A 12,869-nucleotide genomic window follows, 5' to 3' on the forward strand; every position below is an offset into this window, starting at 1 on the left:
TTAGAACTCCAATCCGGCTTCACGCGCGGCCTGTGCCAGCGCCTTGACACGACCGTGGAACAGGAAGCCGCCGCGATCGAACACGACCTTGGTCACACCCGCTGCCTTGGCTGCTTCTGCTACCCGCGTGCCGACCGAGGTCGCCGCGTCGATGTTCGCGCCGGTCGTGCCGCGCACGTCCTTTTCCAGGGTCGATGCCGAAGCGAGCGTCTTGCCCGCTGCGTCGTCGATGATCTGGGCATAGATATGCTTGCCCGAACGATGCACCGACAAACGGGGACGGCCAGCGGCACGACCACGAAGAGCGGTACGGTTGCGAAGACGGCGCTTCGCGAAAAGGGAGAGACCTTTGGTGCTCATTACTTCTTTTTCCCTTCCTTGCGGAAGATGAACTCGCCGTCGTACTTGATGCCCTTGCCCTTGTACGGCTCAGGCTTGCGCCACTGGCGAATTTCGGCGGCCAGCTGGCCGACCTTCTGCTTGTCCGACCCCGAGATCTCGACCGTCGTGTTGTCCGGCGTCTTCACTTCAATGCCTTCCGGCACGTCGATGTTGACGTCGTGGCTATAGCCGAGCTTCAGGTTGAGCGTGCGACCCGAAGCGGCGGCACGATAGCCGACGCCGTTGATCAGCAGCTTCTTGGTGAAGCCTTCCGACACGCCAGTGACGAGGTTCTGAACCAGCGTGCGCTGCATGCCCCAGAACGCGCGAGCGCGCTTGGTCGCATTGGCCGGCTGCACCGAGATGCCGCCGTCTTCGAGCGTATAGCTGATCTCTTCGCGCAGCGGCATTGCGAGGGTGCCCTTGGGGCCCTTCACGCTGAGCTGCTGACCCTCGATCGTCGCGGTAGTGCCGCTCGGGATCGTGATCGGCTTTTTACCGATGCGGCTCATCAGAATACCTCCGCCAGCACTTCGCCACCGACATTCTGCTCACGCGCTTCGGCGTCGGACAGAACGCCACGCGGCGTCGAGACGATCGTGATGCCCAGGCCGTTCATCACGCGGGGCAGATCCTGCGAACCCGAATAGACGCGACGGCCAGGCTTGGAGACGCGCGCAACGTGCTTGATCGCGGGCTGACCCTCGAAATATTTAAGCTCGATGCGGATGCCCTTTGCGGGGCCCATCTCTTCTTCGGAATATCCGCGGATATAGCCTTCGCGCTGAAGCACGTCGAGCACGCGGGCGCGCAGCTTCGACGCCGGCGAAAGGACAGAATCCTTGCGCGCGCGCTGGCCGTTACGGATGCGGGTGAGCATATCACCCAGGGGATCGGTCAATGCCATCTCGTGATCCTTACCAGCTCGACTTCGTAACGCCGGGGATGAGGCCCTTGTTGGCCAGATCGCGCAGCTGAATACGGCAGAGACGGAACTTGCGATAATAAGCGCGCGGGCGCCCGGTGGTTTCGCAACGGTTGCGAACGCGGGTCGGGTTACCGTTGCGCGGAATCTGCGCCATCTTCAGGCGGGCGATCAGACGCTCGCCATCGTCGAGCGACTCGTCGGCCGCAATCGCCTTCAGCTTCGCATAAGCGGGGGCGTACTTCTTCACCATCCGCTTGCGGCGCTCGTTCTTGTTTACAGAACTGACTTTAGCCATCTTATGCTGCCTTCTTTTCGTCGTCAGCGACTTCGATCGGGAACGGGAAACCGAACAGGCGGAGCAGCTCGCGCGCTTCGTCGTCGGTCCGGGCGGTGGTGGTGACGATCACGTCCATGCCGCGCACCTTGTCGATCCGGTCATAGTTGATTTCCGGGAACACCAGCTGCTCCTTCAGGCCGCAGGCATAATTGCCGCGTCCATCGAAGCTCTTGGGGTTCAGGCCACGGAAATCGCGAACGCGGGGAAGCGCGATCGTGATGAAGCGGTCGAGAAACTCGTACATGCGCTCACGGCGAAGGGTTACCTTCACGCCGATCGGCATGCCTTCGCGCAGCTTGAACTGCGCGATCGACTTCTTCGCCTTGGTGACGACGGGCTTCTGACCTGCGATCAGTTCCATCTCGCCCGCGGCCTGCTCGACCTTCTTCTTGTCCTGCGTCGCTTCGCCAACGCCCATGTTCAGGACGATCTTGTCGAGGCGCGGAACCTCCATCGCGTTCTTGTAACCGAACTTCTCGGTCATCGCCTTGATGATCTTGTCATCATAGATCTGCCGCATGCGCGGCTTGGTGTTGGCGGCTTCAGCCACTGATCTTCTCCCCGGTCTTGACGGCCACGCGGACCTTCTTCCCGTCCTGGGTTTCGAACCGGACACGCGTCGGCTTGCCGTCGGCAGTCACATGAGCGACCTTCGAGACGTGCAACGGCGCTTCCGAACGGACCAGGCCACCCTGAGGGTCGCCCTGGCTCGGCTTGGTGTGGCGGATCGCGACATTCACGCCCGACACGATGACCTTGCCGTCACGCGGCAGGGCCTGGGTCACTTCACCGGTCTTGCCCTTGTCCTTGCCGGACAGGACGATGACGCGGTCACCCTTCTTGATTTTCGCAGCGGCCATTACAGAACCTCCGGCGCCAGGCTGATGATCTTCATGTGCTTCTTGCCGCGGAGCTCGCGCACCACTGGGCCAAAGATACGGGTGCCGATCGGCTCCTCGTTCTTGTTGACCAGCACGGCTGCGTTCCCGTCGAAGCGGATCACCGAGCCATCGGCGCGACGAATGTCCTTCGCCGTGCGCACGATGACGGCACGGTGCACGTCGCCCTTCTTCACGCGGCCACGGGGGGCTGCTTCCTTGACGCTGACGACGATGATGTCGCCAACGCCTGCGGTGCGGCGCTTGGACCCGCCAAGCACCTTGATGCACTGCACCCGCTTCGCGCCGCTGTTGTCAGCGACCTCGAGATTGGACTGCATCTGGATCATCGATCCGGTTCCTTCTCACTCTGGGGCCGATTCCGACCGGACCCCGCCTAAAAATATGCCGGCGCGTTACGCGTCGACGTCGACCCGCTCCGGCGTCGCATGGGTGTTCACCCGATCGATCACCTTCCAGGTCTTCAGCTTGGAGATCGGCGCGGTCTCTTCGATCCGCACGGTTTCACCCTGCTTGAACTCGTTCGCCTCGTCATGGGCGTGGTACTTCTTCGAACGGCGGATGATCTTGCCGTAGAGCGCATGCTTGACCTTGCGCTCCACGTTCACGACCACCGTCTTGTCGCCCTTGTCCGAGACGATCAGTCCCGTCAGCACGCGCTTCGGCATGGTATCGTTCCTTACTTAGCCGCAGCGTCGCGCGAACGCGCGGTCTGCAGGGTCTTGATGCGAGCGATGTCGCGACGGACTTCACGAACCCGGCTCGGCTTTTCGAGCTGGTTGGTCGCGGCCTGGAAACGGAGGTTGAACGCCTCGCGCTTCAGGTTGCCGAGCTCTTCGCCCAGCTGGTCCTCGGTCTTCGCCTTCAAATCGTCGATGCGAGCCATCTTATGCAACTCCCAGGTGCGAGGTGTCGCCGAGACGGGCAACAACCTTTACCTTGATCGGCAGCTTCATCGCCGCGCGGCTGAACGCCACCGCTGCAATGTCGCCGGGAACCCCGTCCAGTTCGAACAGGATGCGGCCGGGCTTGACCCGGGCCGCCCAATATTCCGGCGAACCCTTGCCCTTGCCCATGCGGACTTCGGCAGGCTTCGACGTGACCGGCACGTCGGGGAAAATGCGGATCCACAAACGCCCCTGGCGCTTGATGTGACGCGTGATCGCGCGGCGAGCCGCCTCGATCTGGCGTGCGGTGATCCGGTCCGGCTCCATTGCCTTAAGCCCGTACGAGCCGAAGTTCAGCGTGGTGCCGCCCTTCGCATCGCCGTGAATCCGGCCCTTGAACTGCTTGCGGAATTTGGTCTTCTTCGGTTGCAACATGTCAAATGTTCCTTAGCGCGCCGGGCGCACGCCGGAGGTTTGAGCCTCCATCATGATCCGGTCGGTCGCCATCGGGTCATGGCCGAGGATTTCGCCCTTGAAGATCCACACCTTCACGCCGCACACGCCATAGGCGGTGTGTGCAGTCGCTTCGGCATAATCGACGTTCGCGCGCAGCGTGTGCAGCGGAACGCGACCTTCACGATACCATTCCGACCGTGCGATTTCGGCGCCGCCGAGACGGCCGCCGCAATTGATGCGGATGCCTTCAGCACCCAGGCGCATCGCCGACTGAACCGCACGCTTCATGGCGCGGCGGAAAGCGATACGACGCTCAAGCTGATCGGCGATACCCTGTGCGACGAGCTTCGAATCGACTTCCGGCTTGCGGATTTCGACGATGTTCAGCGACACGTCCGAGCTGGTCATCTTGCCGAGCGTCTTGCGCAGCTTTTCGATGTCCGCACCCTTCTTGCCGATGATCACGCCGGGGCGCGCAGCGAAGATGGACACGCGGCACAGCTTTGCCGGACGCTCGATCACTACCTTGGAGATCGCGGCCTGCGGCAGCGTCTTCATGATGTAGGCACGCATCTTGAGGTCTTCGAGGAGAAGACGGCCATAGTCGGCGCCCTCCGCGTACCAGCGGCTGTCCCAGGTGCGGTTGATCTGAAGCCGAAGCCCGATCGGATTGCTTTTCTGACCCATTAGGCTTCTTCTTCTTGCTGTTCGCGAACGACGATGCGCAGGCGGCTGAAGGGCTTCAGGATGCGGGTCGACTTGCCGCGACCGCGCGTGGCGAACCGCTTCATGACGATCGACTTGCCGACGCTCGCTTCCGATACGACCAGCGCATCGACGTCGAGATTGTGGTTGTTCTCCGCATTGGCGATCGCCGAAGCGAGCACCTTGCGAGCGTCCACGGCCATCGCGCGGGTCGAGAAAGCGAGGATGTTCATCGCATCGCCGACCGGCTTGTTGCGGATCAGCGCAGCGACGAGACCGAGCTTCTGAGCCGAGCCGCGAATCTGCGTCCCGACCGAGAGAGCTTCCTTCTCACCGACCTTGCGGGGGGATTTCGGCTTCGACATCAGCGCTTGCCCTTCTTGTCGGCGGCGTGGCCGGGGAAGTAACGCGTCGGCGCGAACTCGCCGAGCTTCATCCCAACCATGTCCTCGTTGACCGAGACCGGCACGAACTTGCGACCGTTATACACGGTGAAGGTCAGGCCCACGAACTGCGGCAGGATCGTCGAGCGACGCGACCAGGTCTTGATCGGCGCGCGCGAATTGGCTTCCTGCGCGGTTTCTGCCTTTTTCAGCAGATGGAGGTCCACGAACGGACCCTTCCAGACGGAACGAGCCATGGCGTTAGCCCTTCTTCTTGGCGTGACGCGACCGGATGATCATCTTGTCGGTCGACTTGTTGTGACGGGTGCGCGCACCCTTGGTCGGCTTGCCCCAAGGCGTAACCGGATGACGGCCACCCGAGGTCCGGCCTTCACCACCGCCGTGCGGATGGTCGACCGGGTTCTTGGCGACGCCGCGGGTCAGCGGGCGCTTGCCGAGCCAGCGATTGCGGCCGGCCTTGGCGAGGTTGGTGTTGCCGTTGTCCGGGTTGGACACCGCACCGACGGTCGCCATGCAGTTCGAGTGGATGTAGCGCTGCTCGCCCGAATTGAGGCGAACCATCACCATGCCCTTGTCGCGGCCGACGACCTGCACATAGGTGCCTGCCGAACGAGCGATCTGGCCACCCTTGCCGGGCTTCATCTCGACGTTGTGGACAATCGTGCCGACCGGCATCTGGCCCAGTTCCATCGCATTGCCCGGCTTCACGTCGGTCTTCTTCGACGCGATCACCTTGTCGCCAACGCCGAGGCGCTGCGGTGCGATGATGTAGGCGACGTCTTCCTTGCCCGCGTCATCGGTGCCGTAGCTGACGAGTGCGATGAAGGCGGTACGGTTGGGATCATATTCGATCCGCTGCACAATGCCTTCGACGTCCCACTTGCGACGCTTGAAGTCGATGATGCGATAGCGCTGCTTGTGACCGCCGGCGATGCCGCGCGAGGTCACATGGCCCTTGTTGTTGCGGCCGCCAGTCTTGCGTTTGCCTTCGGTCAGCGCCTTGATCGGGCCGCCCTTGTGCAGACCGCTACGGTCGACGAGGATAAGACCGCGTCGTGCCGGGCTGGTCGGGTTATAATGCTTCAGTGCCATGGCTTTAAATTCCCGTGGTCACGTCGATGGACTGGCCATCGGCCAGCGTCACGATCGCCTTCTTCACATCGGACTTGGTGTAGGGCACGCCCTTCCACTTCTTGGTCTTGCCCTTCTGGACGATCGTGTTGACCCCCAGGACCTTGACCGAGAACAGCGCCTCGACGGCAGCCTTGATCTCGGGCTTGGTGGCATCGCCAGCGACCTTGAACACGACCGCGTTGTGCTCGCTGAGCAAGGTCGCCTTCTCGGTGATGTGGGGCGCAACGATCACGTCGTAATGACGCGTATCGATGTCCGCCTTCTGCTTTTTAGCCATTGAAGCGCGCCTCCAGCTTCTCGACGGCAGCGCGGGTCAGGACCAGCGTGTCGTGCTTCAGGATGTCGTAAACGTTCGCGCCGGCGGCCGGCATGACGTTGATCGTGTGAAGGTTGCCCGCGGCCAGCGCGAAGCTGTTGTCGACCGCATCGCCGTCAATGACGAGCGCAGTCTTGCCGAGGCCCAGCTTGGCCCAATCCGCGATCAGCGTCTTGGTCTTGCTCTCTGCAACCGCCAGGCTCTCCATGACTACCAGCGAACCCGCCTGAGCGTGGGTCGACAGCGCCATCTTCAGGCCGAGTGCGCGGATCTTCTTGTTCAGCGACGGATTGAAGTCGCGGACGCGAGCGCCGTGGGCTTTACCACCGCCGACGAAGATCGGCGCACGGCGATCGCCGTGACGTGCCGTACCGCCGCCCTTCTGGCGACCGAACTTCTTGCCCGTGCGAGCGACATCGGCACGCTCACGAGTACCGCGCGCAGTGGCGCGGCGCTTTTCGAGCTGCCAGGTGACGACGCGGTGCAGGATATCCGGGCGCGGATCGAGGCCGAAGACCTCATCGTTGAGCTCGATGTCCGAAGCTTTCGCCTTGGCGTCGAAGGACTGAATCTTGACCTTCATGTTCAGCCCTCCTGGCCTTCGGTCGCTTCCACGGCCGGAACGTCTTCAGCAGGCGTTTCGGCAGGAGCGTTGTTGCTGTTCGCGGCGGCCTTCAGACCGGCGGGGTACGGCGCGTCAGCGTGACGCGCGACCTTGACCGAGTCCTTGACGAGCAGCCAGCCGCCCTTCGAGCCGGGCACCGAGCCCTTGACGAAGATCAGGCCGCGCTCGACGTCGGTCGACACGATTTCGAGATTCTGCTGGGTGCGGTTCTTGTCACCCATATGACCGGCCATCTTCTTGTTCTTGAAGACCTTGCCCGGATCCTGGCGCTGACCGGTCGAACCGAGCGAACGGTGCGAGACGGACACGCCGTGAGTGGCACGCAGACCGCCGAAGCCCCAGCGCTTCATGCCGCCCTGGAAACCCTTACCCTGGGTCACGCCCTGAATGTCGACGATCTGGCCGGCGACATAATGGTCAGCCGAAATCTCGGCGCCCACTGCGAGCACGGCGTCCTCGGACACACGGAATTCTGCAAGCTTCGCCTTGGGCTCGACTTCGGCCTTGCCGAAGTGGCCGCGCTGCGGCTTGGAAACGTTTTTCGCTTTGGCAACGCCGGCGCCCAGCTGGACGGCAACATACCCATCACGATCGGCCTCGCGAACGGCCACAACCTGGTTGCCCTCAAGTGCAAGAACGGTGACGGGCACATGGCGCCCATCATCCTTGAACAAGCGGGTCATCCCCATTTTCTTCGCGATCACGCCTGTGCGCATGATCATGCTCCTTATTACAGAGGCACGCCGGAACGATTTCCGACGTGCGTGTCAGCCCAGCGATTTTTGTACGTGCCCCGTCCCGGGCTGGTGTTCCCGCTAGGGAACGTGACGGGGGACGCAGACCCCGGCAAGCCGGGCGGTATCCCTTATCAGGTGCCGCCGAAGCGGAACCGAATCTCGTGTGGAGCAGCGGCCTTTAGGCCAGCTTGATCTCCACGTCTACACCCGCGGCAAGATCGAGCTTCATCAGCGCGTCTACCGTCTGCGGGGTCGGCTGAACGATGTCCAGCATCCGCTTGTAGGTGCGGACCTCGAACTGCTCACGCGACTTCTTGTCGATGTGCGGTCCGCGGTTGACCGTGAACTTCTCGATACGCGTCGGCAAAGGGATCGGACCGCGAATAAGGGCGCCGGTGCGGCGCGCCGTGTCGGCGATGTCGCCGGTCGCCTGATCGAGCACACGATGATCGAATGCCTTCAGACGAATACGGATATTCTGCGTTTCCATTTAATCCCTACCGATGCGAAAGAGCGGGTTGCCTGATGGCAACTCTTTGGTTGTTCACGAAAATAGCAACCGCCCGACTCCCTGTCGCGAAGACAGGGAATCGGGCGGAGGCGCGTCTATATTACTTCGAGATGCCGCTGACAATACCCGAACCGACGGTCCGGCCACCTTCACGGATCGTGAAGCGCTGACCAACGTCCATCGCGATCGGTGCAATGAGCTTGACGCCCAGTGCGATGTTGTCGCCAGGCATGACCATTTCGGTGCCCTCAGGCAGCTCGACGGTGCCGGTCACGTCCGTGGTACGGAAGTAGAACTGCGGACGATAGTTGGCGAAGAATGGCGTGTGACGGCCACCCTCGTCCTTCGACAGCACATACACTTCCGACTGGAAGTCGGTGTGCGGCTTGATCGAGCCCGGCTTGCAGAGAACCTGGCCACGCTCGACTTCGTCGCGTGCAACGCCACGGATCAGCGCACCAACGTTGTCGCCAGCCTGGCCCTGGTCGAGCAGCTTGCGGAACATTTCGACGCCGGTCACGACCGTCTTGCGGACCTCCGGGTGGATGCCGACGATTTCGACTTCCTCGCCGACCTTCACAACGCCGGTCTCGACGCGGCCGGTGACGACCGTGCCACGACCCGAGATCGAGAACACGTCTTCGATCGGCATCATGAACGGCTTGTCGAGCGGACGCTCGGGCTGCGGCAGATATTCATCAACCGCTGCCATCAGCTTGAGCACGGCATCATGGCCGATCTCGGGGGTCTTGTCTTCGAGTGCCGCAACAGCCGAGCCACGGATGACCGGGATGTTGTCGCCGTCGAAATCATACTTCGAGAGCAGCTCGCGGATTTCCATCTCGACCAGCTCGAGGATTTCCTCGTCGTCGACCAGATCGACCTTGTTCATGAACACGACCATCGTCGGCACACCGACCTGACGGGCGAGCAGGATGTGCTCGCGGGTCTGCGGCATCGGGCCGTCGGTGGCCGACACGACCAGGATCGCGCCGTCCATCTGCGCCGCACCGGTGATCATGTTCTTCACATAATCGGCGTGGCCAGGGCAATCGACGTGCGCGTAGTGACGTGCGGTCGTCTCATACTCGACGTGTGCGGTCGAGATGGTGATGCCGCGCTCGCGCTCTTCGGGAGCCTTGTCGATGTTTGCATAGCTGGTGAACGTGGCACCGCCGGTTTCAGCGAGCACCTTGGTGATCGCAGCCGTCAGCGACGTCTTGCCGTGATCGACATGGCCGATCGTGCCGATGTTGAGATGCGGCTTGGTCCGCTCGAACTTTGCTTTCGCCATTTTTCCTACCTTCTAGAATCAGATTCGCGGCCTTCAGGGCGCCACGCGAACGCGGCCCCTTAACGACCTATTTCAAGTTACGCCAGCTTAGCCTTCACTTCTTCGGCAACATTCGCGGGCACTTCGTCATAATGCGAGAACTGCATCGTGTACTGCGCCCGGCCCTGACTGAACGAGCGGAGCTGGTTCACATAGCCGAACATGTTCGCCAATGGCACGATCGCCTCCACCGCAGTCGCGTTGCCGCGGCTGTCGGTGCCCTGGATCTGGCCACGACGGCTGTTCAGATCGCCGATCACGTCGCCGAGATAATCCTCGGGCGTCACGACCTCGACCTTCATGATCGGCTCGAGCAGCTTGATGCCGGCCTTCTGGGCCGCTTCACGCATCGCGCCACGCGCGCAGATTTCGAATGCCAGCGCCGACGAATCGACGTCATGGTATTTACCGTCGATCAGCTGCACTTCGAAATCGATGATCGGGAAGCCGATCAGCGATCCGGTTTCAGCCGTTTCGCGCATGCCCTTCTCGACCGAAGGAATATATTCCTTCGGGACGTTGCCGCCCTTGATCTGGTCGGAGAAGACGAAGCCCGAACCGCGCTCGCCGGGAATGACCTTGATCTTGATCTCGGCGAACTGACCTGAACCACCCGACTGCTTCTTGTGGGTGTAGGACATTTCGATCGGCTTCGCGAGATACTCGCGATACGCCACCTGCGGCGCGCCGACATTCGCTTCGACCTTGAACTCGCGCTTCATGCGATCGACCAGAATCTCGAGATGGAGCTCGCCCATGCCCTTGATGATGGTCTGGCCGCTCTCGATGTCCGAGGTCACGCGGAACGACGGATCTTCGCGAGCGAGGCGATTGAGCGCGATGCCCATCTTTTCCTGGTCGGCCTTGGTCTTCGGCTCCACAGCGACCTCGATGACGGGGTCCGGGAATTCCATCCGCTCAAGGATGATCGGCGCGTTGATGGCGCACAGCGTGTCACCGGTCGTGGTGTCCTTCAGGCCCGCCAGAGCGACGATGTCGCCGGCATAGGCCACCTGGATGTCCTCGCGGTCATTGGCATGCATCAGCAGCATGCGGCCGACCTTTTCCTTCTTGTCCTTGACCGAGTTCATCACCTGCGACGCGGTTTCGAGCTTGCCCGAATAGATACGCGCGAAGGTCAGCGTGCCGACGAACGGATCGTTCATGATCTTGAACGCCAGCGCCGAGAACGGCGCATCGTCTTCCGGCGGACGCGTGTCGGGGGTCTCGCCGTCGAGCTTGAGCCCTTCGACGTCCTTGATGTCCAGCGGCGACGGCAGATAGTCGACCACGCCGTCGAGCAAGGGCTGCACGCCCTTGTTCTTGAACGCGGAGCCGCACAGCACGGGCACGAACGAGAAGTTCAGCGTGCCCTTGCGGATCAGTGCCTTGAGCTGCGCGGTGGTCGGCTCGGTGCCTTCCAGATACGCTTCCATCAGGTCGTCGTCCTGCTCGACGGCCATTTCGATCAGCTCGCTGCGCGCGGTTGCTGCTTCGTCGGCCAAGTCGGCGGGAATGTCGCGATATTCGAACTTCGCACCGAGAGACTCTTCGAGCCAGATGATCGCACGATTCTCGACCAGGTCGACCAGGCCCTTGAAATCGCTCTCCAGGCCGATCGGCAGATACAGCACGGCTGGACGCGCACCCAGACGATCCTTGATCATCTGTACGCACATGTTGAAGTTCGCACCGGTGCGGTCGAGCTTGTTGATGAAGCACATGCGCGGCACGTGATACTTCTCGGCCTGACGCCACACCGTCTCGGATTGCGGCTCGACACCGGCAACGCCGTCGAAGCAAGCAACCGCGCCATCGAGCACGCGCAGCGAACGCTCGACTTCAATGGTGAAGTCGACGTGCCCGGGGGTGTCGATGATGTTGATGCGGTGATCGTTCCAGAAGCACGTGGTCGCAGCCGACGTGATCGTGATCCCGCGCTCCTGCTCCTGCTCCATCCAATCCATCGTCGCCGTGCCTTCATGCACTTCGCCGATCTTGTAGGACTTGCCGGTGTAATAGAGGATGCGCTCGGTGGTCGTCGTCTTGCCGGCATCGATGTGAGCCATGATGCCGATATTGCGATACATCGAGAGCGGATGGCTGCGGGCCATGATCGGTTCCTTGGAATGTGGAGGAGCCGGGACTTACGCCCCGGCCCGCCCGATATAGGTAGTCGGTGTTACCGGCAAAAGACCGGTAGCGGCTGTTACCAGCGGTAGTGCGAGAAGGCGCGGTTGGCTTCGGCCATGCGATGCGTGTCTTCACGCTTCTTGACCGCGTTGCCGCGATTGTTCGCCGCATCCATCAACTCGCCCGACAGCCGTGCGGCCATCGTGTGCTCGCTGCGGGCGCGTGCCGCATTGATCAGCCAGCGGATCGCCAATGCCTGGGCGCGCTCGGGGCGCACCTCGACCGGGACCTGATAGGTCGCACCACCGACGCGGCGGCTGCGGACTTCGATGCCCGGCTTCACATTGGCGAGCGCGTCGTGGAACACGCTGAGCGGGTCCTTCTTCGCGCGCTGCTCGACGGTCTCGAACGCACCGTAGACGATCAGCTCGGCGACGGACTTCTTGCCGTCCAGCATGACCGAATTCATGAACTTGGACAGAACCTCATCACCATATTTGGGATCAGGCAGGATGATACGCTTTTCTGGGCGACGACGACGTGCCATTTCAATTTCCTTCTAAACTTCAGCCTGTTGGTCGAATAGATCGACCGGCTTACTTCGGACGCTTTGCGCCGTACTTGGAACGCGACTGGCGGCGATCCTTCACGCCCTGTGTGTCGAGCACACCGCGCAGCACATGGTAGCGAACGCCGGGAAGATCGCGGACGCGACCGCCGCGGATCAGCACGACCGAGTGCTCCTGCAGGTTGTGGCCTTCACCCGGGATATAGCTGATGACTTCGCGCTGGTTGGTCAGGCGGACCTTGGCAACCTTGCGCAACGCCGAGTTCGGCTTTTTCGGGGTGGTGGTGTAGACACGGGTGCAAACGCCGCGCTTCTGCGGGTTCTGCTCCATTGCAGGGACCTTGGACTTGGCCTTCTGCGGATCGCGGCCCTTGCGGACCAGCTGGTTAATCGTCGGCATTGAAGCCTTCACCTTTCAAATGGTTACTTTGCTGGAGCCGAAGCGCCTAAGAATACAAAAAGGACCATCGGAAAGCATATCGCCTCCCTTGGCCCTGGAATGCATCCAGCAATGT

Annotated in this window: 22 protein-coding genes; all 22 read right to left on the reverse strand. The window is 61.9% G+C overall.

The features are described 5' to 3' along the window. The 22 genes from rplR to rpsL all read right to left on the reverse strand — a co-directional run bounded on the left by rplR (nucleotide 1) and on the right by rpsL (nucleotide 12,754). Nucleotides 1–360: a 50S ribosomal protein L18 gene (gene rplR / locus H3Z74_RS14275; RefSeq protein WP_187760298.1), complete on the reverse strand. Its 360-nt coding sequence runs from the start codon at nucleotides 358–360 to the stop codon at nucleotides 1–3. Further along, a complete protein-coding gene (rplF, locus tag H3Z74_RS14280; protein WP_187760299.1) occupies nucleotides 360–893 on the reverse strand; it encodes a 50S ribosomal protein L6 in 534 nt (177 codons plus the stop codon). The genes rplR and rplF overlap by 1 nt, the downstream gene beginning before the upstream one ends. Then, nucleotides 893–1,288 carry a 30S ribosomal protein S8 gene (gene rpsH / locus H3Z74_RS14285; protein ID WP_034161656.1) on the reverse strand — a complete coding sequence of 132 codons (396 nt, stop codon included), beginning with the start codon at nucleotides 1,286–1,288 and terminating at the stop codon, nucleotides 893–895. The genes rplF and rpsH overlap by 1 nt, the downstream gene beginning before the upstream one ends. A gap of 10 nt (nucleotides 1,289–1,298) precedes the next feature. Next, a complete protein-coding gene (gene rpsN / locus H3Z74_RS14290; protein ID WP_187760300.1) occupies nucleotides 1,299–1,604 on the reverse strand; it encodes a 30S ribosomal protein S14 in 306 nt (101 codons plus the stop codon). Between the two features lies 1 nt (nucleotide 1,605). Beyond that, the gene (gene rplE / locus H3Z74_RS14295; RefSeq protein WP_187764334.1) at nucleotides 1,606–2,166 is read right to left on the reverse strand and encodes a 50S ribosomal protein L5; all 561 of its coding nucleotides are present in this window, start codon (nucleotides 2,164–2,166) and stop codon (nucleotides 1,606–1,608) included. 22 nt (nucleotides 2,167–2,188) lie between these two features. Beyond that, nucleotides 2,189–2,506, reverse strand: a complete 318-nt coding sequence (gene rplX, locus H3Z74_RS14300) for a 50S ribosomal protein L24 (RefSeq protein ID WP_034161653.1) — start codon at nucleotides 2,504–2,506, stop codon at nucleotides 2,189–2,191. Next, a complete protein-coding gene (gene rplN, locus H3Z74_RS14305) occupies nucleotides 2,506–2,874 on the reverse strand; it encodes a 50S ribosomal protein L14 (protein WP_183108978.1) in 369 nt (122 codons plus the stop codon). The genes rplX and rplN overlap by 1 nt, the downstream gene beginning before the upstream one ends. Before the next feature lie 66 nt (nucleotides 2,875–2,940). After that, nucleotides 2,941–3,213: a 30S ribosomal protein S17 gene (rpsQ, locus tag H3Z74_RS14310; RefSeq protein ID WP_034161651.1), complete on the reverse strand. Its 273-nt coding sequence runs from the start codon at nucleotides 3,211–3,213 to the stop codon at nucleotides 2,941–2,943. An 11-nt stretch (nucleotides 3,214–3,224) separates the two neighbouring features. Then, nucleotides 3,225–3,431 carry a 50S ribosomal protein L29 gene (gene rpmC / locus H3Z74_RS14315; RefSeq protein ID WP_183108979.1) on the reverse strand — a complete coding sequence of 69 codons (207 nt, stop codon included), beginning with the start codon at nucleotides 3,429–3,431 and terminating at the stop codon, nucleotides 3,225–3,227. A gap of 1 nt (nucleotide 3,432) precedes the next feature. After that, on the reverse strand, nucleotides 3,433–3,867 hold the full coding sequence (gene rplP, locus H3Z74_RS14320) for a 50S ribosomal protein L16 (RefSeq protein ID WP_183108980.1): 435 nt from the start codon (nucleotides 3,865–3,867) through the stop codon (nucleotides 3,433–3,435). Between the two features lie 12 nt (nucleotides 3,868–3,879). Further along, nucleotides 3,880–4,575, reverse strand: coding sequence for a 30S ribosomal protein S3 (gene rpsC / locus H3Z74_RS14325; protein WP_187760301.1), 696 nt, complete (start codon nucleotides 4,573–4,575; stop codon nucleotides 3,880–3,882). After that, nucleotides 4,575–4,958, reverse strand: coding sequence for a 50S ribosomal protein L22 (gene rplV / locus H3Z74_RS14330; protein ID WP_034161647.1), 384 nt, complete (start codon nucleotides 4,956–4,958; stop codon nucleotides 4,575–4,577). The genes rpsC and rplV overlap by 1 nt, the downstream gene beginning before the upstream one ends. Continuing rightward, on the reverse strand, nucleotides 4,958–5,233 hold the full coding sequence (gene rpsS, locus H3Z74_RS14335; protein ID WP_187760302.1) for a 30S ribosomal protein S19: 276 nt from the start codon (nucleotides 5,231–5,233) through the stop codon (nucleotides 4,958–4,960). The genes rplV and rpsS overlap by 1 nt, the downstream gene beginning before the upstream one ends. Before the next feature lie 4 nt (nucleotides 5,234–5,237). Continuing rightward, a complete protein-coding gene (gene rplB / locus H3Z74_RS14340) occupies nucleotides 5,238–6,089 on the reverse strand; it encodes a 50S ribosomal protein L2 (RefSeq protein ID WP_187760303.1) in 852 nt (283 codons plus the stop codon). Between the two features lie 4 nt (nucleotides 6,090–6,093). Then, a complete protein-coding gene (locus H3Z74_RS14345; protein WP_034161644.1) occupies nucleotides 6,094–6,408 on the reverse strand; it encodes a 50S ribosomal protein L23 in 315 nt (104 codons plus the stop codon). Further along, on the reverse strand, nucleotides 6,401–7,030 hold the full coding sequence (rplD, locus tag H3Z74_RS14350; RefSeq protein ID WP_187760304.1) for a 50S ribosomal protein L4: 630 nt from the start codon (nucleotides 7,028–7,030) through the stop codon (nucleotides 6,401–6,403). The genes H3Z74_RS14345 and rplD overlap by 8 nt, the downstream gene beginning before the upstream one ends. A 2-nt stretch (nucleotides 7,031–7,032) precedes the next feature. Beyond that, nucleotides 7,033–7,788 (reverse strand): 50S ribosomal protein L3, encoded by a 756-nt coding sequence (gene rplC, locus H3Z74_RS14355; RefSeq protein ID WP_034161712.1) that lies wholly within the window; start codon nucleotides 7,786–7,788, stop codon nucleotides 7,033–7,035. A gap of 199 nt (nucleotides 7,789–7,987) precedes the next feature. Further along, nucleotides 7,988–8,299, reverse strand: coding sequence for a 30S ribosomal protein S10 (gene rpsJ / locus H3Z74_RS14360; RefSeq protein WP_034161642.1), 312 nt, complete (start codon nucleotides 8,297–8,299; stop codon nucleotides 7,988–7,990). 121 nt (nucleotides 8,300–8,420) lie between these two features. Further along, nucleotides 8,421–9,614: an elongation factor Tu gene (gene tuf, locus H3Z74_RS14365; protein WP_034161641.1), complete on the reverse strand. Its 1,194-nt coding sequence runs from the start codon at nucleotides 9,612–9,614 to the stop codon at nucleotides 8,421–8,423. A 77-nt stretch (nucleotides 9,615–9,691) separates the two neighbouring features. After that, complete coding sequence (gene fusA / locus H3Z74_RS14370; protein ID WP_187760305.1) at nucleotides 9,692–11,767, reverse strand: elongation factor G; 2,076 nt, start codon at nucleotides 11,765–11,767, stop codon at nucleotides 9,692–9,694. A 95-nt stretch (nucleotides 11,768–11,862) separates the two neighbouring features. Continuing rightward, nucleotides 11,863–12,333, reverse strand: coding sequence for a 30S ribosomal protein S7 (gene rpsG / locus H3Z74_RS14375; protein WP_183108987.1), 471 nt, complete (start codon nucleotides 12,331–12,333; stop codon nucleotides 11,863–11,865). Between the two features lie 49 nt (nucleotides 12,334–12,382). Continuing rightward, nucleotides 12,383–12,754 (reverse strand): 30S ribosomal protein S12, encoded by a 372-nt coding sequence (rpsL, locus tag H3Z74_RS14380; RefSeq protein WP_019516007.1) that lies wholly within the window; start codon nucleotides 12,752–12,754, stop codon nucleotides 12,383–12,385. Between the last annotated feature and the right edge of the window lie 115 nt (nucleotides 12,755–12,869).

This window comes from Sphingomonas alpina (assembly GCF_014490665.1).
In the GTDB taxonomy this organism is placed as follows: domain Bacteria; phylum Pseudomonadota; class Alphaproteobacteria; order Sphingomonadales; family Sphingomonadaceae; genus Sphingomonas; species Sphingomonas alpina.